Source organism: Corynebacterium falsenii (assembly GCF_020099275.1).
Classification (GTDB): domain Bacteria; phylum Actinomycetota; class Actinomycetes; order Mycobacteriales; family Mycobacteriaceae; genus Corynebacterium; species Corynebacterium falsenii.
This window is the reverse complement of the sequence record NZ_CP083646.1, coordinates 1,427,883-1,453,464: the sequence shown is the minus strand read 5'-3', so window position 1 is coordinate 1,453,464 and position 25,582 is coordinate 1,427,883. Positions and strand designations below refer to the sequence as shown.

Below are 25,582 nucleotides of genomic sequence, written 5' to 3'. Positions count from 1 at the left end.
ACTCACCACTGATCCTTGTGGTTCACAATCTCCTTGATCTTGTACCCGCTGTAAGCCATGAATCCCAGCGCGAGCAGCGGCAGGATAATCGTGAAGAACGCGTTGTTGGCCACGGTCAAACCAACGAGCACGCTCACGGCGGCCACGCCACCGGCGATCTTGATGTTCTTGCTGTGCTTCCGGACCTCGGCCTTGCGCTGGGATACGGGATCGCTACCTGGGGTATTGCTCATTGTCATGCGCCCCATTCTAACTACGCCACGGGCGAATCGACCCACTGCTCCCCCGCGCTGGTCACCTCCGCGTCGCCACCGGTCAGGCTGGCCACGGCCCCGACAACATCAGTGCCCGGTTCGGCCGCAATCGTCATCGTCACCTCGGCAGAGTACTCAACATCCGCGATCGTATAACCCGCCACCCGCAGCTCTGCTTCCACCCGACCGGCCTTGTCATGCCCAACGGTGAACTGGTGAAGGGCAACGTGGTGGCGTCGAACGAGAGAAAGAGAATCCACCGCAGCCCGCGTGGCCTGTTGGTAAGCGCGCACCAACCCACCGGTGCCCAGCAGAACTCCGCCAAAGTACCGGACAACCACCACCGTGATGTCCAGAATCTCCCGGCCGCGCAGCACCTCGAGCATCGGCTGGCCAGCGGTGCCGGCGGGTTCCCCATCGTCGCTGGAACGCTCGATCGGCTGGGCGCCATCCTGGTGGATGATGTAGGCGGTGCAGTGGTGGCGGGCGTCCGGGTAGGTGGAACGCACGTCGTCGATGAAGGCGCGGGCGGCGGTCTCCGAATCGGTGCGCTGGGCCACGGCGATGAACTGGGAGCGTTTGATCTCCACGGTCTCGCTCACCTGGCCCTGGGCTGGTCGCAGATATGGTTGCTCGGTGGGCATTGCACCATTATCGCAGTTAGTCTTGGGAACCATGTATAGCGTGTGGGCTCCGAAGGCTAGGAACGTGGATGTCGTTGTGGACGGCACCTCCCATCCCATGACCGCCGGCGACGATGGCTGGTTCACCTGCGATATCCCCGCGACCGACGGGGCGCGCTACGGATTTTCCGTCGACGGCGGCCCGGTGGTGCCGGATCCGAGATCCCGGCGCCAACCCGATGGCATCCATGGCCTGTCCCAGGTATGGCACGGCAGCGCGGACCTCGCCCCGCTCGGGCGGGACCTGCAGGGCGAAGTGCTCTACGAAATGCACGTGGGCACGTTCACCCCGGACGGCACGCTGGATTCCGCCATTGAGAAGCTGGATTACCTCGCGGACCTCGGCGTGACCGCTGTGGAACTCATGCCCCTGCAGCCGTGCGGCGGCACCCGGAACTGGGGCTATGACGGCGTGTGCTGGCACGCGGTGGCCGAAAACTACGGCGGCCCGGACGCGCTCGAACGCTTCGTCGCGGCCGCGCACGACCGGGGGCTGGCCGTGGTCCTCGATGTGGTGTTCAACCACTTCGGCCCGGATGGCAATTACACGGGCATGTTCGGCCCCTACACCGCCGGCGGCTCGACCGGCTGGGGCGAGGTAGTGAACCTCCAAGGGCCGGATTCGGACGAGGTTCGCGCGTACATCCTAGAGGCCGTGCGCATCTGGACCGAGGAATTCGGGATGGACGGGCTGCGCCTCGACGCCGTTCACGCCCTAGACGATACCGGCGCAGTGAGCCTCGTGGAACAGATCCGCGACGTCGCGGAACCGTCCTGGGTGATCGCCGAGACGGACCAGAACGATCCGAAATACACCGAGGCGTTCCGCGTGGCGCAGTGGAACGATGACGTGCACCACGCCATTCACGCCGCGGTCTCCGGCGAGGACCACGCCTACTACGGCGACTTCGGTTCGGTGGAGGTGCTGGCCACCACGTTCCAGCGGGTGTTCTGGCACGACGGTCGCTACAGCAGCTTCCGCCGCCGCACGCACGGTAGGCCGGTGAGCGATCCGGACTATTGGCGGTTCGTGACGTACACGACCACGCACGATCAGACCGGCAACCGCGCCGCCGGTGACCGACCGAGCATGAACTTGACCGTGGAGCAGCAGATCGCCAAGGCCACCCTGGTCCTGACCAGCCCCTTTACACCGATGCTGTTCATGGGCGAGGAATGGGGCGCGTCCACCCCGTTCGCGTTCTTTGTGGATCACGAGAGCGAAGAGCTCAACGAGGGCACCCGCCAGGGCCGCACCCGCGAGTTCGCCCGCGCCGGGTGGGATCCGAAGGAGGTTCCCGACCCGGCGGCGCTGGAGACTTTCCTCGACTCGAAGCTGAAGTGGTCCGAGCTGGACGAGCCCGATCATGCCCGCGTGTTGGCGGAGTACCGTCGGCTTCTCGATCTTCGTCGACGCCACCAGCTGGACAAGGCCTCGCTAGTGGATATCTCGTGGTTTAGCGAGGACCCGGCTGACCGGGTTGACGGGGGTGTGAACCCCACGGTTCCGCCGGTGGATCACGGGTCAGGTCGCTGGATTGAGCTGACCTACGAGGCGCCAGAATCCGAGGTTGTGGTGCGGGTCAACTTGGGCGCTGGCTCCTGGGAGTCCACGGTAAACGTGCGCTGACGGGCGCGCTTGGCCAGCGCACGGTCGGCGAGGAGCATGGCGATGAGGCTGGCTCCGAACAGGGGCAGGAATGTGCCGACGATGCCGATGAAGGCCAGGATGATGAGCCAGTCCGTGGCGCTGAGCTCGGTGTTGGGGCCGGGCACGCCGGCCACGCCACCGAGGGTGGGTCGGCGCTTCCACCACATCATGTAGCCGGTGACCACGAGACCTGCAATGGCGAGTGCCACGAGGAACAGGAGGATCTGCAGCGGCAGGCCGAACATGATGCCCATATGCAGGTAGATGCCCCATGAGGTCAGCTTGGAGAACAGCGGGAGCTCGGAGAACGGGAGCCGGTCGACTACTTTGCCATTGCTGCCGTTGACGGTGATGGCATCGGAGCTGGTGCGGTAGGGAACCCAGCGTTCGCTGACCTGCCATGCGGTGTTGACGTCCTCGCCGGGGAACATGCGCACCGAGCCGGTGAGGCCTTCGGCGCGGGCGGTGGCCAGGACGGTGGCGGCTTGGTTGGCGACTTCCTTCGGCGTGACCGCGCGGGGCTCAGTCTTGGAGCCTGCTGAGCTGTCGGTGCCGGTGGCCTTGGAGCCTTCAGCCTTGGAGCCGTCTTCCGTGAGGGATTTGTTGATGGGGTCAGCCTTCCACTTCAGTGCCTTGACGGTGGTGCTGACATTCTGGCCGGCCACGTTGGACCAGGTGATACCGGTGGCGGATAGCCCCACCATCGCGATGAGCAGCCACACACCGGCCACGGCGTGCAGGTTCATGATGCGCTTGCGGGTGCCTTTGCCACCAGAGCCCAAGCCCAGGACCGCCTTCTTGGCGCTACGAGTGCGCTTGAGCCAGAGGTACAACCCGCCGAAGGCGATGAACCACATCCAGGACGCTGCGAGCTCGGAGTAGAGCGCTCCGGGATCACCGAGATGGAGGTCCTTGTGGAGCTGGGAGATCCAGAAGCGCATGGGGAGCTCGCCCCGCCCGGAGTAGGTCGGGGCATCCCCCACGATGTCGCCGGTGCCGGGATCCACAAAGACGCTGCGCAGGCGGTCTTCGCCCACGGACTCGTCGCTGAGCAGCACGCGGGTGGTCTCTCCTGGTTCGGAGGATGGCCAGATCTGCGCGACCGGCATGTCTGGGTGCTCAGCTTGGGCGGCGCTCACCTGCTGCGACAGGGGAACGCTGGTCGAGGATTCGGGGACGCGCAGCATGTCGCGGTACGCGATGGCTTCCATCGTGGGGGCGATGGCGTACAGTGCGCCGCTGATGGCGGCGACGAGCAGGAATGGTCCGATGAACATTCCGGCGTAAAAGTGAATGCGCCGCATCAGCGGGCCTAGCCCGCTGCGGCGTTGTGGCTCTTTCGTTGGAGCCGGTTCTTTTTGTTCAATCAGAACCATGAAACCCACCTGTCTACGTCAGTCAAGAGACCTGCGATCCGCAAGAAGTGCGGAATCTCGTGAAAAATAGTCGGAGATTCGGGTGGGTTAGTTCCCCTGACTTTTCGTGAAGGGGTATCCGGCTACCCCCGCCTGAGCCCGCTCGATAGCCTGCGTGTACGGACGTTCCACCGGATCCGAGACGCAGCATAAATGGCGATAAAGATTCCGAGAATCCAATACCCAGAATTATCGAGTTCGAGGTTATTGACCCACGAAACTGGTGTGAATCCGAGTTCGTCGGCAAGGAAGATGAGACCGGTAATTCCGATGAACAATGCAAAGACTACCGAGATGGTTGTCATGACAATGTTGTAGCGGAGCTTCATTTCCGGGCGGTCAAGTGCCCACCGGTATGCTCTCGCCATGAAAATGCCATCGGCGGAATCCATCGCGGCCATGCCAGCGGTGAAAGCAAGTGGCAGCAGCAGCATCGTCCACCACGGCACTCCGAGGGCCACGCCACTGGCAGCCAGAATAAGCAGCGAGATCTCCGTGGCGGTGTCGAAGCCGAGACCAAATAGGAATCCGACGGGGTACATGTGCCAAGGTTTGGACACGCGTTGCACCATCGGGCCGAGAATCCTGCCCAGAGGGCCAGATGGAAGCTGGTTCGAGGTCAGTGATTCGGGCGCCGCAGATTGTGTAGTTGAGGCATCAACCGGGCGGTTGGTTGCGCGGAGCTGCCGTTCCATTCGGAGCATGACCCGCAATTTGCTGAGGTTAATCAGGGCGAGGACCAGCAGAACAACCCCGGAAAACGTTGCACCCCAAATGCCCAGCGCCTGCGTGAACGGCGAGTCCTCGGTGAGGTTCGCCCAGCGAGCGGATGCTGCGATAAGTCCTGCCGCGATAATCACCACGGTGGAGTGCCCCAGCGCAAAGAACATTCCGATGTTCTGCGGCGTGCGCGCGTCGTTTTGCAGCGCCCTAGTGGTGTTATCAATCGCGGCGATGTGATCCGGGTCGAAGGCGTGGCGCAGCCCCAAGGTGTAGGCGGTGGCCAACAGCCCCACGGTGAATGCGCTCGTGAATAGTCCTTGGGACCACGCCACCAGGCAACCGATCAGCAGCAACCCATGGAGGATCACATTGACCCAGACCACCCGCAGCACGCCGGGGTCTCGCCACCACGCCGGTTGTGCCGGTGGACCGGCCAGTTGGACGTTCGATGTGCTTCGGTTCATTCGACTTTCCCCTTGCGGCGCGACGGACGTTCGGCGGGCGAATCCCTGGTGACGACCTCCGCCGATGCCCAGAGGTCAGTCAGGGTGCGTTTCATCGGATCCCTCGTGGACGTAAGCCACAACAGAAGCACCACGAACATTGAGGTTCCCGCCAGGCCCGGATTGATCAGCGGCAAGGCGATGGCAAGGAAGATCCACGAGTTGCGCTTCACAACATTGGCGACTCGCCTGCCTCCCTGACCGTCAATCTTCACGGTGGTGGCGAAGAAGCGCTTGGAGGAAATATTCTTCCCGGTGGATTCTCCGTACAGCCGGATGGCGAGCAGGAGGGCAAAAACAATGGCCTCTTTCACGTTCGTGGCGAGCGTGAAACCACTATCCGCCTTCGAGACACCGAATTCGCACAGGGACACGATGATCTGCAAGACCCACAGGTCAATGAAGAAGCACACCACACGGGTGAGAAATGGAGCGGGAACCGTCACAGGATGTCACCCCAGAAGTTGGCCTTCAGGGAGCCGATAAGTGAGGGGGTCTTGTCGACGCGCATCTCTGGAGCCAGCATGAACTGCAGCTCCTGCTCGCCATCGACCAGCGTGAGGTATACATCGGAATCACCCCTATTCTGGCCCAGCACTCGTTTGAGACGATCCATGTTCTCGGTCGTTGCCTGCTCCACGCGCATGCTCAGCCGCAGGGGCACGCCCTTGCCTGCACCCACGCTCAGCTCCGCGGACTTGAGGTCCTCGCAGAACAGGCTCATGCGATCGTCCTTGTAGCTGATCCGCGCCTTGGCCAACACGATGTTGTCCTCGACGATTTGCGGGGCGACCATCTGGTAGGTCTTGGCGAACACCAACAACTCCACCTGGGCACCGTGGTGATCCTCGAGGGTGGCGATCACCCACGGGGAGCCGTTCTTATCCACGCGCCGTTCCACCGAGCTGATGATGCCGCCGATCTTCACCTCCTTGTTGTTCGGAAGCTCACCGGAAAGCACACTGGTTAGCGGTGTATCGATCTGCGAATCCAGCGCATCCTCGAAACCATCCAGCGGGTGTCCACTGACGTACAGGCCCAGCATGTCGCGTTCCAGCGACAGCTCGTGCTTGCGCTCCCAGCGCTGATCGGGGATGTCCACGCGGAACACGTCCGACACGCTCGTGTCCTCATCGTCGCCGCCGAATCCGGCGAAGAGGTCGAACTGGCCCTTGGCCGCGGCCTTCTTTGTGGAAATCACGGAATCCACCGCGCCCTCGTGCACCAGCACCAAGCCCTTGCGCGGGTGCCCCAGCGAATCGAATGCACCGGCCTTGATCAGCGAGTCCGTCACTCGCTTCGAGCAGGCCACCACCTCGATCTTGTCGAGGTAGTCGGAGAAGTCCTTGAATAGGCCCTTTTCCTCGCGGGTCTGAACGATAGAATCCACCACGTCCTCGCCCACGTTGCGCACAGCGCCCAGGCCGAAGCGGATGTCCTTGCCCACCGGCTGGAACGTGTAGCGCGATTCATTGACGTCCGGCGAGAGCACCTTGATGCCCAGGTGGCGGCAGTCGGCCAGGTAGATCGCGGACTTGTCTTTCTTGTCCGCCACCGAGGTCAGCAGAGCCGCCATGTACTCGGCCGTGTAATTGGCCTTGAGGTAGGCGGTCCAATACGAGACCAAGCCGTAGCCTGCCGCGTGCGATTTGTTGAATGCGTAGCCGGCGAACGGCAGAATCGTGTCCCACAACGTCTTGATGGCGTCGGCGCTAAAGCCGTTGTCTTTCATGCCGGACTCGAAGTTGACGAACTCTTTTTCCAGCACCTCCGGCTTCTTCTTACCCATGGCCTTGCGGAAGCCGTCTGCCTGACCTGCCGAGTAGTTCGCGACCTTCTGCGAGATCCTCATGATCTGCTCCTGGTACACGATCAGGCCATAGGTTTCCTCCAGGATGTCCTTCAGTGGCTCTTCGAGCTCTGGGTGGATCGGGACGATCGGCTTGCGGCCGTTCTTGCGGTCGGCGTATTCCCAGTGCGCTCCCACACCCATGGGGCCCGGGCGGTACAGCGCCAGGGCGGCCACGATGTCGTTGAAGCCCGTGGGCTTCATGCGCTTCAGCAACTCCTGCATGCCGCCGGAGTCCAGCTGGAACACGCCCAGCGTCTCGCCGCGGGCCAGCAGTTCGTACGACTTCGTGTCATCCGTGGCCAAGCCCTCCAAATCGAGGTCCTCGCCGCGGTTGGCCTTGATGTTGTCGATGGCATCGCCAATCACCGTGAGGTTGCGCAGCCCCAGGAAGTCCATCTTCAGCAGGCCGATGGCCTCACAGGCCGGGTACGGCCAGCCCGTGATCAGCGCACCATCCTGCTTGCGCTTCCACATCGGGATGCAGTCCAGAAGCGGAACGCTGGACATAATCACCGCACAGGCGTGCACGCCGGCCTGGCGAACCACGCCCTCCAGGCCCAGCGCATCCTTGTAAATCTTCGCCACATCCGGGTCCGTCTCGATGAGCTGACGAACCTCGGCGGCTTCGTTGTAGCGCTCGTGCTCGGGGTTGGTGATGCCGTGCAGGGGAATGTCCTTGGCCATGATGGCCGGCGGCAGCGCCTTGGTGATGCGGTCTGCCATCTGGAATCCCGCCTGCCCGTAGTGGGCACGGGCGGAGTCCTTAATGGCCTGCTTCGTCTTCACCGTGCCGAAGGTGATCACCTGGGCGATCTTGTCCTCGCCCCAACGGTCCGATGCGTAGCGGATCATTTCACCGCGGCGGCGATCGTCGAAGTCGATATCGATATCGGGTGCGGAGGGACGCTCAGGGTTGAGGAAGCGCTCGAACAGCAGGCCATGTTCCATCGGGTCGATGTTCGTGATGGTCAGGGCGTAGGCCACCAACGCGCCCGCGGCGGAGCCACGGCCCGGGCCTACGCGGATGCCCACCGAGCGGGCATGCTTGATGAGCTCGGCCACGATGAGGAAGTAGGAAGGGTAGCCCTTCATGTCGATCACGCCGATTTCGTACTTCGCGCGGTCGATGTACTCCGTGGGCACGGGCTTGCCGGGGAAGCGTTCCTCCAGACCACGCATGACCTCGTGGGTCAGCCACGAGGTCGGGGTGTGTCCCTCCGGCACGTCGGCGATGGGCATGCGGTCGTGCGGGTGTTCCTCCCACACCTCGCTATAATCCTGCACGCGCTCGGCCACCCATAGGGTGTTGTCGCAACCCTTGGGCACTTCCTTGTCCCACTGTGCCCGCAGGTCCTCGGCCGTGCGCAGGTAGTAGCCACTACCGGAGAAGGCGAAGCGCTTACCGCCGTTGTCGATGGTCGGCTCGTCCAGGGTGGACCCGGTCTGCACACACAGCATCACCTCGTGCGCGGGTGCCTGCTGCTCGATCACGTAGTGGCAGTCGTTGGTTACCAGCGGCGGCAGCTCCAACTTCCGGCCGATCTCCAGCAGGTCGTCGCGCACCCGCTTTTCGATGTCCAGGCCGTGGTCCATCAGCTCGAGGAAGAAGTTGTCCTTGCCGTAGATGTCCTGCCACATCGCGGCGGCTTCCAGGGCCTTGTCGAATTGCCCGAGGCGCAGGCGGGTCTGCACGTCACCCGACGGGCAACCGGTCGTGGCGATGATGCCCTCCGCGTGCTCGGCGATGAGCTCGGCATCCATGCGGGGCCACTTACCCAGCTGGCCTTCATAGCTGGCCATCGAGGAGAGGTAGAACAGGTTGCGCAGGCCCGTCGCGTTCTCCGCGATCATGGTCTGGTGCAGGTAGGCACCGGAGGCCGAGACGTCGTCCGACTTCTGCTCCGGCTTGCCCCACCGCACGCGCTGCTGGTTGAAACGCGATTCCGGTGCGAGGTACGCCTCGATGCCGATGATGGGCTTGACCCCCGCCGCCGTCATCGCCCGGTAGAACGCATCGGCGCCGTACATGTTGCCGTGGTCAGTCATGCCCACGGCCGGCATTCCCTGGCGAACCACCTCTTCGGCGAGCATGTCCACCTTCGCCATGCCGTCCAGCATGGAGTATTCAGTGTGATTGTGCAGATGGACGAAGGAAGAACCGCTCATGCTGCGCCATCTTAGCGCGTGATGCCCCGCCCAAAAATACCGCCCAAAAATACCGCCAACGAGAATCACTCAAACCAGCAAATGTGATGTGCGCACAACTATATGCTTTTGGGTGTGAGACCATCTATCCGCTCCGCCGTCGCCCACCTCGATGCCCCCTTCGCCGTGCTGGATCTCGACGCCGCCCTGGACAACGCCCGCGCCATGACCATGCGCGCCTCCGGCGTGCCCATCCGCCTGGCCAGCAAATCCGTGCGCATCCCCGAGCTGCTCCGCCGCGTCGGCGAGCTCCCCGGCTACCGCGGCATCCTGGCCTACAGCCTCGAGGAGGCCCTGTGGCTGTTCGATACCGGCGTGAGCACCGACATCCTCGTGGCCTACCCCACCGCCAACCGCGCCAGCCTCCGCCGCCTCGCCGAGCACCCCACCGGCGCCGCCGCCCGGCGCGCCATCACACTCATGGTCGATAGCCCCGGCCATCTCGATCTCATCGCCCAGTGCTGTTCGGCCCCTATTCGTGTGTGTATCGACGTCGACGCCAGCCTCCGCATCGGCCCCGTTCACCTGGGTGCTCGCCGCTCCCCTGTCCACACGGTGGGCCAAGCAGTTTCCCTGACCCGGCTCATCAGCACGCATCCTGTCTGCACCCTCGTGGGGCTCCTGGCCTACGAGGGGCAGATCGCGGGCACCACGGACACCTCTGCCGCCGTCGGGGTGATGAAAAAGATCTCCGCCGCCGAACTGGCCACCCGCCGCGCGGCCATCGTGCACGCGGTGGAAGATGCCCTCGGCGCGCCCCTGGAGTTCGTCAACGGCGGCGGCACCGGCTCCATCGAAACGACCGCGGCGGAGCAGGTCATCACCGAAATCGGCGCCGGCTCTGGAATCTTGGGCCCGGGCCTGTTCGACCATTATCGCCACTTCTCCCCCACGCCCGCTGAGTGGTTACCACACCGTAGGGAGCGCGTCTTCGTCGTTGCACTTCTCCCCCACGCCCGCTGAGTGGTTCGTGCTGCCAGTCGTGCGGCGGCCAGCTACCGATACGGTCACCGTGGCAGGGGGCGGCAGGGTGGCGTCGGGAGTGATTGGCCGCGACCGTCTGCCCACGGTGGACTGGCCAGAGGGGCTCACGATGAGCTCGCTGGAAGGCCCCGGTGAGGTGCAAACACCGCTGACGGGAGCGGCGGCGCGCAACCTGCGCATCGGCGACCATGTCTGGCTTCGCCACGCCAAAGCGGGCGAACAAAACGAATTCAACAACGAGGTGCAGGTGGTCAGCGGTGGCGAAGTCATCGCCACGTGGCCCACCTACCGCGGCGAAGGAAAGGTCTTTGTCTAATGAGCAGTCTGAAAAGCACCACAGCGACGTGGCACAACTGGTCCGGTGTGGAAAAGGCCCAGCCCCGAGCCATCGTGCAGCCGACGAGCGAGGCAGAGCTCATCCGCATCATTGACCGCGCCGGGGCCAGCGCCGAGCGGGTCAAGGCCGTGGGTGCGGGCCACTCGTTCATGCCCGCCGCCGTCACCGACGGCACGCTGGTGAACCTGGACAAGATGGCCGGGCTGATCCGGGTGGATAAGGACGCGATGACCGCACGGCTGCGCGCCGGCACCCGGTTGCGGGACATCCCCGCGCTGCTGTGGCCCCACGGTGTGGCGCTGGCGAACCAGGGCGACGTGGACCCGCAGTCGGTCGCCGGCGCGATTAGCACCGGCACCCACGGCACCGGCATGGGCTTCACCGGTTTTGCGGGCATGGTGCGGGCATTCCGCATCGTCACCCCGGACGGGCAGGCCATTGAATGCCACCCGGATGCTCCCGGCCTGGCCGGGCGGCTGTTCCACCTGGCGCGGATCTCGCTGGGCGCCTACGGCATCATCACGGAGGTGGAGCTGGACGTGGTGGACACTTTCGTGCTGCACGCCGTGGAAGCCGCCGAGCCGGTCGGCCCCGTGGTGGCGAACTTCCCGCAGCGGGCGACGGCGGTGGATCACTTCGAGTTCTACTGGTTCCCCACCACCGGCGTGGCACACACCAAGACCAACACGCGACTGCCCGGGGACACTCCCACCCAGCCCTCCGCCCGGTGGAAGGCGGTTCTGGAAGACGAGGTGCTTAACAACGGCGTGTACTACGGCCTCAACACGCTCGCGCACTACGCGCCGGCGCTCACCCGCCCCATGGCGAAGCTCTGCGCGGCCACCCTGGCGCAGCGGGAGTACTCCAACGTGGCGCACGACGTGTTCGTCTCCTCGCGCCGGGTGCGCTTCAACGAGATGGAATACGCCGTGCCCCTGGCCGACGCGCCGGAGGTCATCAAGGACGTCATGCATGCGATGAACACCTGTGGCGAGCGCGTGCTGTTCCCCATCGAGGTGCGCGGCACGGCAGGCGATGATGTGCCGCTGTCCACGGCGAAGGGGCGCGAGAGCTGCTACATCGCCGTGCACCGCTTCCACAAAGACGATCACCGGGCGCTATTCCGCCACATCGAGCCGATCCTCAAGACCGCAGGCGGGCGCCCGCACTGGGGCAAGATCCACACGCTGACGCACGAGGATCTGCTGGAGCGCCACGAGGACTTGGCCGCGGCCTGTGAGCTGCGGGCGGAGGTGGATCCGGCCGGGATGTTTCGGAACTCGATGGTGGACCGGGTGTTCGGCTTGGCCTAAGCGTCTGCCCCGCCACGCCGCAGCCGCGTGACCCGCGTCGCCGAGCGCGGACGGTGGATCACCAGGTCCACCACGAACACGGTCACCGCCACCCAGATGATGACGAAGCCCACCCACCGCACGGGCTCAATATGCTCGTGGTTGATAAACACCGCCCACAGCATCTGCATCACGGGGGTGATGTACTGGATCATCCCCAAGCTGGTCAGCGTAATTTCCTGCGCCGCGCGGGCGAAACACAACAGCGGCAGGGCCGTCACCACACCCGCGCTCATGAGCAGCGCAGCGTGGCCAGCACCGAACTGCGTGAACGTGTTATCCCCACGTGTCTGCAGCCACCCCAGGTAGAGCAGCCCCACGGGTGCCAGCACCAGAGTTTCGGCGGTGAGGGATTGGGTGGGCGCCAAACGAACACGTTTCTTGACCAAGCCGTACAACCCGAACGAGAACGCAAGGGCCAAGGAGATGATCGGCGGCCGCCCCAGCGCCACCGTGAGCACGACCACGGCCACCGCCGCGATCGCCACCGACGTCTTCTGCAGTGGGCGCAGGCCCTCGCGCAGCACGATCACGCCCAGCAACACGCTGACCAGGGGGTTGATGAAATACCCCAGGGCGGCATCCGCCACGTGATCGTTGTTGACCGCGTAAATATACAGCCCCCAGTTCGCGCCGATGAGCACCGCCGCGACCGCCACGATGCCCCACTGCCGAGCCGTGATGGTGCGCAGCTCCCCGAGCCGCCGGACGATCAGCAGCACGATGAGCATGAACACCAACGTCCACACGAAGCGGTTCGCCAGAATCTCCATCGGGCTGGCCGGGCGCAGCAGCGGGAAGAATGCGGGGAACAGTCCCCACATCACATAGCAGGCGATTCCCCAGATCATGCGGCACCGATGGGGCGGATGCCGATGCGCCCGTAGGCGGCATCGGGATGTGCGGGTTCCACGGCGTAGACCTTCTTGGCCAACTCGCGCAGCACGCTCGGCGTGGCGTAGACAAGTACCCCGTCGAATCGAACGTCCGATACGGGGATTTGTGCTCTTTGGGCGACGCCCTCAGCCACCTGCCTAATCACGTCCGCTCGGGTATGCCCCACGGCTGGCTCGGCCACGGCTCGTTGCGTGCCCGGCCCCAGGTAGAACGTGCTCACGCGGGCGTCCACTCCCTTGAGGATCTCCGTGAGTTGGTCCACCGTCCACCAGTGGTTCGGATCGGGCGAGACCAGCGCCCAGCGGGGCTCATCACCGGTGGCCTTATCCAGTTGTTCCTTCGCGTAACCGGCGTATTGCTGGGCGGAGACATCGAGCGGGCCGAGCTGATCGCCGTTGACGTTCATGGGCTTGTTTGTGCGATCCGAATTCGCCAGCATGATGAAGCCCAAGAAGAGCACGATGAGGCATAGGACGGATACCCAGGCGACCCAGGCGGGCAGGCGCGTGTCTTCCCAGTCGAGCTCGCGCTGCCGTTTGCGGTCGGCGCGAACGTGTTGCGGGGAGCGGTTGCGGTAACCGGAGTTGCTGCTGTGATCTGTCCGGTTGTCACTCATTGGCTTGCCTCAAGGTGTCAAGGGCAGCTTGGAGATCATCTGGGTACGGGGAGGTCACGGTCATCCAGCGGCCATCTGGGTGGGGGAACCCCAACTCTACGGCGTGCAGCCACTGCCGCGTCAGCCCCAGCTTCTCCGACAGTGTCGGATCGGAGCCGTACATGGGGTCGCCGCACAAGGGGTGGTGCAGCGAGGAAAAATGCACGCGGATCTGGTGGGTGCGCCCCGTTTCCAGCTTCACCTTCAACAGGCTGGCCTGGCGGTGGGCCTCCAAGGTGTCGTAATGCGTGACAGCGTGTTTGCCATCATCGCGGACCGCGAAGCGCCATCCCGCGCTGGGGTGTCGCCCGATGGGGGCGTCGATCGTTCCGGTCGTGGGATCGGGGTGACCTTGCACGAGTGCGTGATACGTCTTGGACACTTCGCGGTTGCGGAAGGCCCGCTTGAGGACCGTGTAGGCCCGCTCGCTGGCGGCCACGATCATGGCCCCGGAGGTGCCCACGTCAAGGCGTTGAACGATGCCCTTGCGCTCGGGCGGGCCGGAGGTGGAAATGCGAAAGCCGGCCGCGGCGAGACCGGAGGTGACGGTGGGGCCCTCCCAGCCAAGGGTGGGGTGGGCGGCCACGCCGACGGGCTTGTCGATGACGATCACGTCATCATCGGAGTACAGGATCTCCATGCCCTCGACGTGCTGCGGCGGTTCGGCCGCGAGATCCCGTGGGGGCTCGGGCAGGGTCACATCGAGCCAGGCTCCTGCGACGAGCCGGTCGGACTTGCCCGCTGGTTTGTTGTCCTGGAGAACGTCGCCTGCGGAGGCGAGGTCGGCGACGACCGTGCGGCTTAGTCCCAGGAGCTTGGACAGGCCCGCATCGACCCGCATACCGCCGAGGCCGTCTGGAACGGGCATGAGCCGGTGCTCGCGGCTGCTGGAACTGCTATTCACTCACGGTCACCTCCTCGGGTTCTTCGGTAGCGCGGGCTCGCTGGCGGGGCTCCACGAAGAATGCGTAAATCAGGTACAGGATCACCCCCACCGTGATGGCGGCGTCGGCAACGTTGAAGATGGCGAAGCTGCCGAAGGAGAAGAAGTCCACCACGTGGCCGTGCAAGCCGCCCGGGCTGCGAAAAATCCGGTCGGTGAGGTTGCCAGCCGCGCCGCCGCCGATGAGGCCGATGGGCCACGCTGCCCACGTGCTCGTGTTCCGCAGAGCCAGGTAGATGCACACCACCACAGCGGCCATCTGGATGAAGGAGAACACGATGGTGGCGCTGGTACCGAAGGAAAAGGCGGCACCGGGATTGCGCACCAGGTAGAGGCGGAAGATATCGCCGATGACGGGGTAAGCGGTCTCCGGCTGGAGGTTTTCCACCACAGCCCACTTGCTGATCTGGTCAATGGCCAGGATTCCGGCCATCAACGCCAGGGCGAAAAGCTTGGCTGGTTTTGAAGTCACGCTTAAAGAGTCTAACGGCAGCCTGTTACGCTGTGAACTTGTGGGTATTTCAACCAAATCGGTGCTAGGACTGTGCAGCGCCCTTGCGCTTGCGTTATCAACCGCCGCCTGCTCGTCGGATAATTCCCAGCAGGCGAGGCCAGCCAACGTGAACGTCCCCGGCGTGAACGTGGAGCTCATCGATGCCGGCGCTGCGCCGCGCGAGCCACTGGTGTGGTTTTCCGACGATTCCGAGCAGAAGCTGACGTTCAGCGCCACGCAGGGGTTGGAACAGAAAACAACCGGCGGATCTGCTGAGAACGTGCCGTACGCCGAGGTGACGATGAACCTTCCTCTCACCGCGTCCGCCTCCACGGATGGCAAGGAGCGCACGTCCACCGTCACGGTTGGCAAGCCCTCCGGCACCAACAAGGAACGAAACGAGGACATCGCCTCGGCCGAGGGATTCCAGATGGTGTCCACCCAAGGAGTCGATGGGCGTGTGAAGACGCGCACCTACACCGCCCCCGATGCCGCCACGGATTCCGCGCGCGTGAGCATTGAAAAGGCCATGAATCAGATGAACGACTACCCGCTGGTGTTCCCTTCCGAGCCGGTAGGTGTCGGTGGCCAGTGGAAGGTCTCCAGCCGTGTTGATGACGGCATCTCCATGCTGCAGGACCTCACCTACACACTCGTGGAGCGCAAGGGGCAGGCCGTGTCGCTCAAGGTGCAGGTTCAGCGCCGCCCGGCGGTGTCCAGCCTGCCGGATACGGACCTGTCCGTCCTCAATGTGTCCTCCACGTCCAACGGCCAGTTGAACCTGGATCTCAACCGGCCACTTCCGGTGCGCGGCACCATCGACGTCACCACCAATGTGACATACGGAAAGGAGGACTCGGATGTCCGAGTCCTCCAAGAAATCACCGCCAAGAGCCGGTGGGAGCCGCGCAGCTAGACCTGGTTACACATCGGGGGAACCTGGTCCGGCAGCACGTTCTGCACCAGGGTGCAGGCCCAGCGCTGGTCAAGCTTCCACTTGCCGTTGTCGTTGACGAACTCCACCTCGGAGATCACCTGCGGGGGCTGATTCGGCAGGGTGATGTTCACCGTGGCGGATGCGTTGCCGGGGGTCAGGGCCGGAAGCACGGGGTCCACGACCTGCAAGGTGGCGCCGGACTGCTGCTTCGCTGCGGTCAGAGCATCGAACAGCTGCGGAGCCTGCTCGCCGTTGACCACAGTGTCAGTCTTTTCAGCGGTGGGGATGTTGGGGTCGACGGCGCGGTTGAGAACGTCGCTGAGCTCCTGGGCGGTGGGCAGCTGGGCCGCCTGCTGGGTGGCGGAGGTGCTTGCAGCCGTGCTGGATGAGCTGGAGTCCTTGGAGGAATCGTCGTTGCCACACGCCGCCAGCGTGAGGGTGGCCGTCAGTGCCGTGGTCACGGCTAGTGCCTTTGCGATGCGCACAGGTTGTGCTCCTTCACTGGAAACATTCTTGGGAATGGACGTTAACGATGTTACACATGTGATATGACTCTTCCCATTCGCGTGCTCGGCACCGGCGGCACGATCTCCTGCACCCACGATGCAGCCGGAGCACTTGTGCCCACCCTCGATACCGCCGCGCTGGTACGCCAGGCCGACTGCGACCGCGGGGACATCATCGCCGAGGACGTCATGAGCCTCGATTCCTCCTCAATCACCCTCGCGCAAATCGACGAGCTCCTCGACCACATCGAGGCCGCACAGCGCACCTCCCGCGCAGTCGTGGTGCTCCACGGCACCGACACGATGGAAGAAACTCTCATGGCGGCGCACCTGCTGCTCCCCCCTGCTGTTTCTTCTGTGTCTTCTGTGCCTGCCGGGTCTTCTGTGCCTCCTGTTCCCATAGTGTTCACCGGCGCCCAGCGCCCCGCCGACGACCCGCACCCGGACGGGCCGGCCAATATCTCCGGCGCTATTAACCTCGCCACCGAGCTCGCCACCAAGCTCGCCACCGAGCTCACCACAGCCCGAGCTGCATCCGGCACTAGCGGGGTCTTCCTCCACTTCGGTGGCCGCACACTCGCCGCCGCCGGTACCTACAAGTTCCACACCACGGACGACGACGCCTTCAGGTCCTCCTCCCCGCACCCCGCCGGGGTAGCACTCGGGGGCGCTCCCCTCAGGACACAGGGGCCGCGCCCCCGCCTGCAGGGTCGAACCGTTCCCATCATCACCACCTACGCCGGAGACGACGGCCGCCAACTCACCGCGCTCAGCGCCCGCCTCGAGGCCGAACCCATCGACGGGCTCGTCATCGCAGCCCTGGGCTCCGGCAACCTTCCCCTTCCGGTGGCCGATGCCCTGCGCGAGCTCCAGGCCACGCACCCCAGCCTGCCCGTGGTGTTGAGCACCCGCGTCCCCGAGGGCTCAGTCCACGCCGTGTACGGCGGCGCTGGTGGCGGTGCCTCCCTCGTGGAGGGCAGCGACGGCGCATTGAGCCTCGCAGGGTTCCTCAGCCCAGCGCAGGCCCGCATCCAGCTGCTCGCCAACGCAGCAGCCGCAGACACCACTGAGTCCGCTGAGTCCGCTGAGTCCGCTGGAGCCTCCCGCTAGTCCTCGTCATCGGCGGAGATGCCCTCCCAATCCAGGCTCTCCAGCGGATCCGCGTGGCTGAGCTTGGGATCGTCCACCGGGAACGTCCGCGTCTTCCCCGGCCCGGTCGAGCGGGTCTCGAAGCGGATGCTCACCACTCCCGAGCCCGTGCCCTGCACCCACCCATGTCCGTAGTCCTCGTGGTGAATGTCTTGGGTGACCTGCCAGCCAGAAATCACCGTAGCGGCGTCGGATATCTGCACAACGGGAGCCGGGGTGCGGTCGAGTTCGGGGAACAACAGCTCCTGGCGATCCGCGACCAACCCCGACACGCTCACGCCGACCAGCCGGAAGGCGCCGGCCTGTTCGGGCCGGGGCAGCAGCCGCTGGGCCAGCGCGAGGATCTGATCAAAGTCGTCCGTCGGTGCAGGTAGCCCGGCCGAGCGAGTGTGCAACATGAAATCAGCCGTGCGGGTCTTCACCGTGACCGTACGCGCGGCGCGACCGTCCTTGAGCAAGCGGCGGTGCATGGCACGGGCGGTGTCATCGAGGGCGTGGAGAGCCTCCGCGGTGGTGCGGGCATCCACGGCCAAGGTCTTCTCCGCGCTGACCTGCTTGGCGCGGGCACGCGGGGCCACAGGGCGTGGGTCGTCGCCGGAGGCCATGCGCTGCACCTCCACGCCCACCGAGCCCAGAAGCGTGGACACGTCGCCGGGGTCAAGATCCACGAACTGGCCGATGGTATCGACCCCGATGCTGTGCAGCTTGCCTTGGGCAACCTTGCCAATGCCCCACAGATCGCCGACGGGCCGGGGGCCGAAGACTTCCATCCGCTCGTCAGCACCAACCACGGCGATGCCGTGCGGTTTGGCCAGGTCGGAGGCCATCTTCGCGTCCAGCTTCGTCGAGGCCATGCCAACCGACGCGGGCAGACCCGTCTGCTCCTCCACTGCCGCCTGCAGATCCCTGGCCCATTGCTCGGCAGCGGCTGCGTCGGTGAGCCCCTGGGGTTCGGCGAAACCCTCATCCACAGATAGCTGCTCCACCAGCCCGGCATAGCCAGAGATGACCTCGAAGATGCGTCGCGACGCGGCGGAATACACCTGCTTGCGGGGGCGCACCACGACCGCGCGGTTGTGGCACAGCCGCACGGCCTGGCTCATGGGCATGGCCGAGCGGGCACCGTACTCACGCGCCTCGTACGACGCCCCGGCGACCACTCCCCGCCCGCCGATACCGCCGACGAGCACGGGCCGGCCGCGCAACGTCGGCCGCGTCAGCTGCTCGACGGATGCGAAGAACGCATCCATGTCGATGTGGGCCACCCAGCGGGTCACCGGTTAGTTGACCTCCACGTCCGCCGAACATCCATCGGCGACGTCGAAAGCCAGCGACTCGTCCACAACGATCTCGACATCCGTGGCGAGCACCTCACGGGCGATGTCATCGGCGTGCTCCTTCGCCCACTGCTCCTTGTCCTGGGGCACGGACAGGCGCAGCCGGATGCGGTCGGTGACCTCTAGGCCCTTTGCCTTGCGGGCTTCCTGCACAGCGCGCACGCGGTCGGCAGCCCAGCCTTCGGCCTCAAGCTCCGGGGTCACGGTGGTGTCCAGAACAACCAGACCGTTGAGCCCGGCGACCTCGGCGGTGTGATCGGGGTCGGCAGCCACGAGCTTGCGGCTGAACTCGCCATCCTGCAGCTCGATGCCGTCGGCGACGACGGTGGTGCTATCACCGTTGTCTTCGACGGTGTAGTTGCCGGACTTCACCGCCTTGATGACGCGCTGCATGTCCTTGCCCAACCGGGGGCCGGCCACGCGAGCGTTGACGACGACCTCGAAGCCACCGACGGAGGCCACATCCTCGGTCAAGACGACGTTCTTGACGTTGACCTCATCGGCGATGATCTGCGTAAAGTCGCTCAGCGCATTGGCATCCGGCAGGGCCACAGTGAGCTGCGGCAACGGCAGGCGGTTGCGCAGCTTGTGGGCCTTGCGCAGGGAGCTCGTGGCGGAGCTGACGGAACGCACGGCATCCATGGCAGCGACCAGCTCGGAATCGGCGGGCAGGTCGTTGGTATCCGGCCAGTCGGCCAGGTGCACGGAACGACCACCGGTGAGGCCGCGCCAGATGACCTCGCTGAGCATCGGCAGCAGCGGAGCCGCCACGCGGGTGAGCGTCTCCAGCACGGTGTAAAGCGTGTTGAAGGCCTCTGGGTGACCGTCCTCGCCCGTGTCGCCGGCCCAGAAGCGGTCGCGGGAACGGCGGACGTACCAGTTGGTCAGCGCGTCGCAGAACCAGCGGACCTCGTCGCAGGCAGCAGCCACGTTGGTGTTGTCCAGCGCGTCCGTGACGGCGGCGACGGTGTCGTGCAGCTTGGCCAGGATGTAGCGATCCAGCACGTTGGTGCTGCTGGTGTCCCACGTGGCCGGCTGCGAGGCGTACAGGCGCAGGAAGGAGTAGGCGTTCCACATCGGCAGCATGGCCTGGCGCACGCCCTCGCGGATGCCCTGCTCGGTGACGATGAGGTTGCCGCCGCGCAGGATGGGGCTGGACATGAGGAACCAGCGCATCGCGTCGGAGCCGTCGCGGTCGAAGACCTCGTTAACGTCCGGATAGTTGCCCTTGGACTTGGACATCTTCAGGCCGTCGTCGCCCAACACGATGCCGTGAGCCACAACCTTCTTGAACGCCGGGCGGTCGAACAAGGCGGTGGACAGGACATGCAGGGTGTAGAACCAGCCGCGGGTCTGGCCGGAGTACTCCACGATGAAGTCCGCCGGTGAGTGGGTGTCGAACCACTCCTTGTTCTCGAACGGGTAGTGCTTTTGCGCGAACGGCATGGAGCCGGACTCGAACCAGCAGTCCAGCACCTCCGGCACGCGCCGCATGGTGGACTTCCCGCTCGGGTCATCTGGGTTCGGGCGAGTCAGCTCGTCGATGTCCGGGCGGTGCAGAGAGGCCGGGCGCACGCCGAAGTCCGCTTCGAGCTCGTCGAGGGAGCCGTAGACGTCCATGCGCGGGTACTCGTCATTGTCCGAGACCCACACCGGGATCGGGGCACCCCAGTAGCGGTTGCGGGAGATGTTCCAATCGCGGGCACCCTCGAGCCACTTGCCGAACTGGCCGTCGCGGATGTGCTCGGGCATCCAGTCGATCTGTTCGTGGTTAAGCTCCACCATGCGATCGCGGAACTTCGTCACTGCGACGAACCAGGAAGGCAGTGCCATGTAGATCAGCGGCTCGCCGGATCGCCACGAGTGCGGGTAGGAGTGCTCGATGGTCTGGTGGCGCAGCACGCGGCCAGCCACCTTGAGGTCCTTGATGATGCTCTTGTTGGCATCGAACACAAGCTGACCCTGGTACTCGGGCACCTGGGAGGTAAACTTGCCGTCCATGTCCACGGGGATGACGAGGTCGATGTCCGCGGCCTCGCAGGTGTTCATATCGTCTTCACCAAAGGCGGGGGCCTGGTGAACCACGCCGGTGCCGTCCTCGGTGGTGACGTAATCGGCGGAGAGCACCTGGAAGGCGTTGCGGGTATCGCGGAAGTAATCGAAGACCGGCTCGTAGGTCAGGCCCACGAGCTTCTCACCGGGGAAGGTGGCCAGAACCTCGGGCTCGGAACCCAATTCCTTGGCGTAGGCACCGATGAGGTTCTCAGCCAGCACGAGGGTCTGGCCGACGAATCCCTCCTCGCCGTCCTCGGCGACCTTGACCAACGCGTAAGTCACCTTCGGGTTGACCGCGAGAGCCAAGTTAGAAGGCAGGGTCCACGGCGTGGTGGTCCAGGCGATGGCGGCGGCCTTGGACAGCTCCGGTACGTCCTGCAGGGTCGCCTCGGCCGGCGAACCCTCGCGAGCACCGGTGAACGGCATGGTGACCGTTAAGGTGGGGTCCTGGCGCATCTTGTAGGAATCGTCCAGGCGGGTTTCCTGGTTGGACAGCGGGGTGTGCTCCGCCCAGGAGTACGGCAGAACGCGGAAGCCCTGGTAGATCAGGCCCTTGTCGTAAAGCGCCTTGAACGCCCACATGACCGACTCCATGAAGTCCAGATCCATGGTCTTGTAGCCGTTATCGAAATCCACCCAACGCGCCTGGCGAGTGACGTAGTTCTTCCACTCGTCGGTGTAGCGCAGAACGGATGTGGCGCAGTAGTCGTTGAAGGACTTCATGCCCATCTTTTCGATGCCGGCACGGTCCTTGATGCCCAGCTGCTTCTCGGCCTCGAGCTCGGCGGGGAGGCCATGGCAGTCCCAGCCGAACACACGGCGCACCTGCTTGCCGCGCATGGTCTGGTAGCGCGGAACGATGTCCTTGACGTAACCGGTCAGCAGGTGGCCGTAGTGCGGCAGACCATTGGCGAACGGCGGGCCGTCGTAGAAAACGTACTCATCGGCTCCGTCGCGGGCAGTGATGGAAGCCTCGAAGGTCTTGTCCTTGGCCCAGTAGTCCAGAACGTTGCGCTCGAGGTTGGGGAATGCGGTCGAACCGCCTTCGGACATGTCTTCGCGGGGGTAAGCCCCGCCTGCAGGTGTACTCATAGCTGTTGTCTGTCCCTTTTGTCGTCCCTGTGATGTGGCTAAAAATGTGTTCCTGAACCCGGTCATTGCGGTTCAGTGTTTTTTGCCAGGGACGTCTTGTGCCTTCTCCCCGGTGACCGGGGATCAGGTGGGACGCGGTACCACCCTGCTTGGAACACCACAGCGTTCGCTTCGGCATTCCCTCTCATCATGCAGCGATATCGTGCTGCGAACCCGCCCGGTTCTACTAGGCCCCTCGAATCTTCCTGCGGCTGCTGGCAGAAAAACGTGGGCCGTTCTTCCGGTGACACTCCCCGGTGATGGCCGGATCATCGTGATGGTGGTCAACATACCGTTGACTGTTGACTCATGAAATTATCTGGTTGTTCCACGGCGCCCTTACAGCGCCTCACCGATACTGTCCCCGTTCGGCGGCACCCCGCCCTTATGAACGGTGACGCTTGGAACGGTGCTTGTACCAGTCGATGACGAACAGTATAACGCCAATGGCAGCCACAATGGTACACGCCCATGCCCACCCCGTGGATCCCATCCACAAGGCAAGGACAAGGCTGAGAAACCCAATGGCTGCCAGAAGAAGTGCTGCGACGAGCATGGAGTTTAGCGGTTGTCTCCATCAACATCGATGGAACCGGCCGGAGCGGCCGTTCCGCGGCTGTTGAGCTCATCGAGCTGAGACTCGAGGAAGGTCTTCAGGCGGGTGCGGTACTCGCGCTCGTAGGTGCGCAGCTCCTCGATACGAGCCTCCAGAGCAGCCTGCTGCTTCTTGACCGTGGTCATAATCTCGGTGTGCTTGCGCTCTGCGTCCTGCTGCAGGGCGTTTGCCTTCTCCTGAGCGGAGCGGATCTGGGCCTCGGACTGTGCGTTGGCGTCGGAGATCATGGTCTCGGAGCGCTGCTTGGCGTCACTGAGTTGCGCCTCGGACTTCTGCTTGGCCTCGGACAGCATGCGCTCGGAGCGCTCCTTGGCGTCGCTGAGCTGTGCGTCTGCCTTCTTCTGAGCGTCGGACAGGGTTGCCTTGGAGCTGGACTCCGCATCCTGCACGATCTTGCGGGCGGTGCTGCGTGCTTCCTCCAGCATGGAGCTGGCTTCGCTCTTGGCATCGTCGGTGAGGCGGTCTGCCATCTCCTGAGCCAAGGCCAGGACGCGGGTTGCCTGCATGTGAGTCTCGGCGGTAGCGACACCGGACTTTCCATCGCCGGACACAGCAGCAGCCGAAGCTGAGTTATCCTTCTGAGCGCTAGCCTGAGCGGCCTTCTTGGCCTGATCCTTAGCCTCAGCGGCCTCGGCCTCAGCCTTGCGGGCGCGCTCCTCAGCAGCGCGGACACGGTCTTCCGCATCCTTGGCGCGAGCCTCAGCACGGCGAACCTTCTCTTCGTACTCGGACTTCACGGAAGCATCCTGCTGGGACGAACGCTTGCGGTTCTCCGCCTCAACCTCGGCGCGGACCTCGGATTCGATCTGGCGGCGCAGGGCGGCCTCGTCAACCTTCGGAGCGGACGATGCAGCTGCAGCACTGGAGTTCTTGCCGAGCTCGTCGACCTTCTGCTTCAGGTCAGAGTTCTCGTCCTGCAGTTCAGCGAGGGTGTCCTCGACCAGGTCAAGGAACTGGTCGACCTCATCCTCGTTGTAACCACGCTTGCCGATTGGCGGCTTGCTGAACGCGACATTGTGCACATCAGCTGGAGTGAGCGGCATAGGTTGTCCCTTTCCAAGTCGGAGAGCCTCGCTGTGCAGGAGGACCTTCAGTTCACTTAAAGAATTTCAATTAGGTAAAAGTCTACCACTAGCTGCTAGCTAAGGCTCAACTTTAGGCTCAACTTTAACGACATATCTGCTGGGGAAATGAAAAACCGCCGCTCCCCGAGACCCACATTCTCAGGAAGCGACGGTTTTAATCACTACACACGACATCTCCGCGGCCTCACTCACATACCGCGAAGATGTTATAACCCTATCAGTTGATGGGAATAATTTCAAGTCCTTAGCGGACAAATGCTCCCAAAATCAATTGGAGCAGCTGCAGGATGAAAAACAGCACCAGAACCGACACATCAAGGCCCACATTTCCCATCCGCAGCGGCGGAATGAGGCGGCGCAACGCCTTCACCGGCGGGTCGGTAATAACAAACATGGGTTCGGCAATGATCGTGAACCACCGCTGTGGCCGCCAGTTCCGAGAGAAGGACTGAATCATCTCGATGATGATCCGCAGCAAGAGGATGAGGACGTAGAAGCGGATCAGCAGGATCAGCAGATAAATTACTTCGTTCACTGGGCTAAAATCTCACAGATCACAGATCATCTGCAACTGCGTCGAGCTGATCCTGCTCCAGGGTCACACCGTTCGGGATCAACACGAAGTTGCGCACGCCCTTGAGCTTCTCCAGCTTGGCGTCCAGTCCACGGGCCAGGCCAGCGGCGAAGTCCAGCACGCGGCGTGCTTCGGACTTCTCCAGACCACTGAGGGAAAAGGCAACGATGTCACCCTTCTTCAGCTCCGCAGCCAGGTCGCCGGCCTGGGTGTAACTACCCAGGGTCATCGCGGTGTAGCTAGGCTGAGCCGGCTGCACGGGCTGGCTGCGACGAGCCGGGATGTCATCCACCCGTGACGCTCCCGAGCCGCCGTAGCGGGCGCGGGGGCTGGGGGCGTCGTCGTAGGACGAGTAGCTGGAGTGGCGGGAACCGTAACGGTCCTCGCGAACGTCGGAGCGGTACGAAGGGTAATCGCGCTCCTCACGGAAGCGGTCGTCCTCGTAATCATTCTGGTAGCTATCTACCGTGCCGAAGCCGAAGAACTCTTTGATCTTGTCCATGGAGTTGTTTCCCATCCCGTTGATCCTTTCACCATTACTGCTGTTCAAATTACTGGTCGAGGGCCCATGATGTCCGTTCCGACACGCACCAGCGTGGACCCCTCGGCAATGGCGGTTTCCAGGTCACCGCTCATGCCCGCCGAGTACACCGGTGCGCCCAACACACGGTCGGCGATGCTGTCAAGCAGGCGCCGTCCGGTCGCAAAAACCTCGGCCGCGTTCGCCCCGAGCGGCGGAACCGTCATAAGGCCGCGCAACTCCAGGTGCTCGGCTGCGGCGGCGGCATCGGCGAGACGATCAATATCCTCAGCCACTGCCCCACCCCGATCCGGGTCGCCATCGGCACTGAACTGCAGCAACACCGGCAGCGCACCCTCACGATCGCCACGCTCAATGGCCAACCCGGCACCGCGATCGAGCGCATGCAGGAGCTTGTCGCTATCCACGGTGTGCACCGCAGCCGCCCATCGCGCCACGGAATTGGCCTTCTTCGTCTGAATCTGCCCCACCATGTGAATGGCAGGGTCGCCGCCGAGCTCGGCGTGTTTCTGCTTCGCTTCCTGCTCCCTGTTCTCACCCACAGCTCCGACGCCGAAAGCGCGCAACAACTTAATGTCCGCGACCGGGTGGAACTTGGTGATGGGTAGCAGGTCGGCCCCTCCGGCGTCCGCAATCCGCTGGCGGACAGCACGCAGGTTGGCAGCGAGTTCATCGGAACGGTTACCGCTAGGTGCTCCAGTCAT

21 protein-coding genes and 1 pseudogene are annotated in these 25,582 nt (G+C 64.1%); 5 read left to right on the top strand and 17 right to left on the bottom strand.

Annotation, left to right across the window (positions count from 1 at the left end; translation table 11 throughout):
* Positions 1-2: 2 nt before the first annotated feature.
* Positions 3-239, bottom strand: a complete 237-nt coding sequence (locus LA343_RS06435; RefSeq protein ID WP_025402525.1) for a hypothetical protein — start codon at positions 237-239, stop codon at positions 3-5.
* A 14-nt stretch (positions 240-253) separates the two neighbouring features.
* Positions 254-898: an IMPACT family protein gene (locus LA343_RS06430; RefSeq protein WP_025402524.1), complete on the bottom strand. Its 645-nt coding sequence runs from the start codon at positions 896-898 to the stop codon at positions 254-256.
* Positions 899-929: 31 nt separating this feature from the next.
* On the opposite strand from LA343_RS06430, the gene treZ reads away from it, so the two are divergent.
* Positions 930-2,567: a malto-oligosyltrehalose trehalohydrolase gene (treZ, locus tag LA343_RS06425; RefSeq protein ID WP_025402523.1), complete on the top strand. Its 1,638-nt coding sequence runs from the start codon at positions 930-932 to the stop codon at positions 2,565-2,567.
* Here the strand turns inward: treZ and LA343_RS06420 are convergent.
* From LA343_RS06420 to dnaE, 4 genes are all read right to left on the bottom strand, one after another.
* The gene (locus tag LA343_RS06420; RefSeq protein WP_025402522.1) at positions 2,486-3,892 is read right to left on the bottom strand and encodes a PepSY-associated TM helix domain-containing protein; all 1,407 of its coding nucleotides are present in this window, start codon (positions 3,890-3,892) and stop codon (positions 2,486-2,488) included. The genes treZ and LA343_RS06420 overlap by 82 nt on opposite strands.
* A 194-nt stretch (positions 3,893-4,086) precedes the next feature.
* Positions 4,087-5,190 (bottom strand): HoxN/HupN/NixA family nickel/cobalt transporter, encoded by a 1,104-nt coding sequence (locus LA343_RS06415; RefSeq protein WP_025402521.1) that lies wholly within the window; start codon positions 5,188-5,190, stop codon positions 4,087-4,089.
* Complete coding sequence (locus tag LA343_RS06410; RefSeq protein WP_025402520.1) at positions 5,187-5,675, bottom strand: hypothetical protein; 489 nt, start codon at positions 5,673-5,675, stop codon at positions 5,187-5,189. Before LA343_RS06410 ends, LA343_RS06415 begins: the two co-directional genes overlap by 4 nt.
* Positions 5,672-9,247 carry a DNA polymerase III subunit alpha gene (gene dnaE / locus LA343_RS06405; protein WP_025402519.1) on the bottom strand — a complete coding sequence of 1,192 codons (3,576 nt, stop codon included), beginning with the start codon at positions 9,245-9,247 and terminating at the stop codon, positions 5,672-5,674. The genes LA343_RS06410 and dnaE overlap by 4 nt, the downstream gene beginning before the upstream one ends.
* A gap of 102 nt (positions 9,248-9,349) precedes the next feature.
* Between dnaE and LA343_RS06400 the strand changes: the two are divergent.
* Both LA343_RS06400 and LA343_RS06395 read left to right on the top strand, forming a co-directional pair.
* A pseudogene (locus tag LA343_RS06400) lies at positions 9,350-10,586 on the top strand (alanine racemase).
* Entirely contained in the window at positions 10,586-11,920 is a 1,335-nt protein-coding gene (locus LA343_RS06395; RefSeq protein WP_025402518.1) for a D-arabinono-1,4-lactone oxidase, read from the top strand. The pseudogene LA343_RS06400 and the gene LA343_RS06395 overlap by 1 nt, the downstream one beginning before the upstream one ends.
* On the opposite strand, the gene rarD is transcribed toward LA343_RS06395, so the two are convergent.
* Genes rarD through lspA form a run of 4 tightly spaced genes read right to left on the bottom strand, consistent with a single transcriptional unit; the run spans position 11,917 to position 14,926 of the window.
* On the bottom strand, positions 11,917-12,810 hold the full coding sequence (gene rarD, locus LA343_RS06390) for an EamA family transporter RarD (protein ID WP_025402517.1): 894 nt from the start codon (positions 12,808-12,810) through the stop codon (positions 11,917-11,919). The genes LA343_RS06395 and rarD overlap by 4 nt on opposite strands.
* A complete protein-coding gene (locus LA343_RS06385; RefSeq protein WP_025402516.1) occupies positions 12,807-13,472 on the bottom strand; it encodes a hypothetical protein in 666 nt (221 codons plus the stop codon). The genes rarD and LA343_RS06385 overlap by 4 nt, the downstream gene beginning before the upstream one ends.
* Positions 13,465-14,379, bottom strand: coding sequence for an RluA family pseudouridine synthase (locus LA343_RS06380; RefSeq protein WP_025402515.1), 915 nt, complete (start codon positions 14,377-14,379; stop codon positions 13,465-13,467). The genes LA343_RS06385 and LA343_RS06380 overlap by 8 nt, the downstream gene beginning before the upstream one ends.
* 28 nt (positions 14,380-14,407) lie before the next feature.
* Positions 14,408-14,926, bottom strand: coding sequence for a signal peptidase II (lspA, locus tag LA343_RS06375; RefSeq protein WP_025402514.1), 519 nt, complete (start codon positions 14,924-14,926; stop codon positions 14,408-14,410).
* A gap of 148 nt (positions 14,927-15,074) precedes the next feature.
* Here lspA and LA343_RS06370 point away from each other — a divergent pair, with 148 nt between their 5' ends.
* Positions 15,075-15,863: a DUF6263 family protein gene (locus LA343_RS06370; protein ID WP_025402513.1), complete on the top strand. Its 789-nt coding sequence runs from the start codon at positions 15,075-15,077 to the stop codon at positions 15,861-15,863.
* Here LA343_RS06370 and LA343_RS06365 read toward each other — a convergent pair.
* A complete protein-coding gene (locus LA343_RS06365) occupies positions 15,860-16,369 on the bottom strand; it encodes a WKL family lipoprotein (RefSeq protein ID WP_025402512.1) in 510 nt (169 codons plus the stop codon). The two genes, LA343_RS06370 and LA343_RS06365, sit on opposite strands and share 4 nt — an antisense overlap.
* Positions 16,370-16,432: 63 nt before the next feature.
* Here LA343_RS06365 and LA343_RS06360 point away from each other — a divergent pair, with 63 nt between their 5' ends.
* Entirely contained in the window at positions 16,433-17,500 is a 1,068-nt protein-coding gene (locus LA343_RS06360; protein ID WP_025402511.1) for an asparaginase, read from the top strand.
* Here the strand turns inward: LA343_RS06360 and LA343_RS06355 are convergent.
* From LA343_RS06355 to LA343_RS06330, 6 genes are all read right to left on the bottom strand, one after another.
* Positions 17,497-18,816 (bottom strand): DNA polymerase IV, encoded by a 1,320-nt coding sequence (locus tag LA343_RS06355; protein ID WP_081737293.1) that lies wholly within the window; start codon positions 18,814-18,816, stop codon positions 17,497-17,499. The genes LA343_RS06360 and LA343_RS06355 overlap by 4 nt on opposite strands.
* 3 nt (positions 18,817-18,819) lie before the next feature.
* Positions 18,820-22,023, bottom strand: a complete 3,204-nt coding sequence (ileS, locus tag LA343_RS06350) for an isoleucine--tRNA ligase (RefSeq protein WP_025402509.1) — start codon at positions 22,021-22,023, stop codon at positions 18,820-18,822.
* A gap of 600 nt (positions 22,024-22,623) precedes the next feature.
* Complete coding sequence (locus LA343_RS06345; RefSeq protein ID WP_025402507.1) at positions 22,624-23,721, bottom strand: DivIVA domain-containing protein; 1,098 nt, start codon at positions 23,719-23,721, stop codon at positions 22,624-22,626.
* A gap of 286 nt (positions 23,722-24,007) precedes the next feature.
* Positions 24,008-24,298 carry a YggT family protein gene (locus tag LA343_RS06340; protein WP_025402506.1) on the bottom strand — a complete coding sequence of 97 codons (291 nt, stop codon included), beginning with the start codon at positions 24,296-24,298 and terminating at the stop codon, positions 24,008-24,010.
* Between the two features lie 19 nt (positions 24,299-24,317).
* Complete coding sequence (gene sepF, locus LA343_RS06335) at positions 24,318-24,854, bottom strand: cell division protein SepF (RefSeq protein WP_025402505.1); 537 nt, start codon at positions 24,852-24,854, stop codon at positions 24,318-24,320.
* A gap of 29 nt (positions 24,855-24,883) precedes the next feature.
* Positions 24,884-25,582 (bottom strand): YggS family pyridoxal phosphate enzyme, encoded by a 699-nt coding sequence (locus LA343_RS06330; protein WP_025402504.1) that lies wholly within the window; start codon positions 25,580-25,582, stop codon positions 24,884-24,886.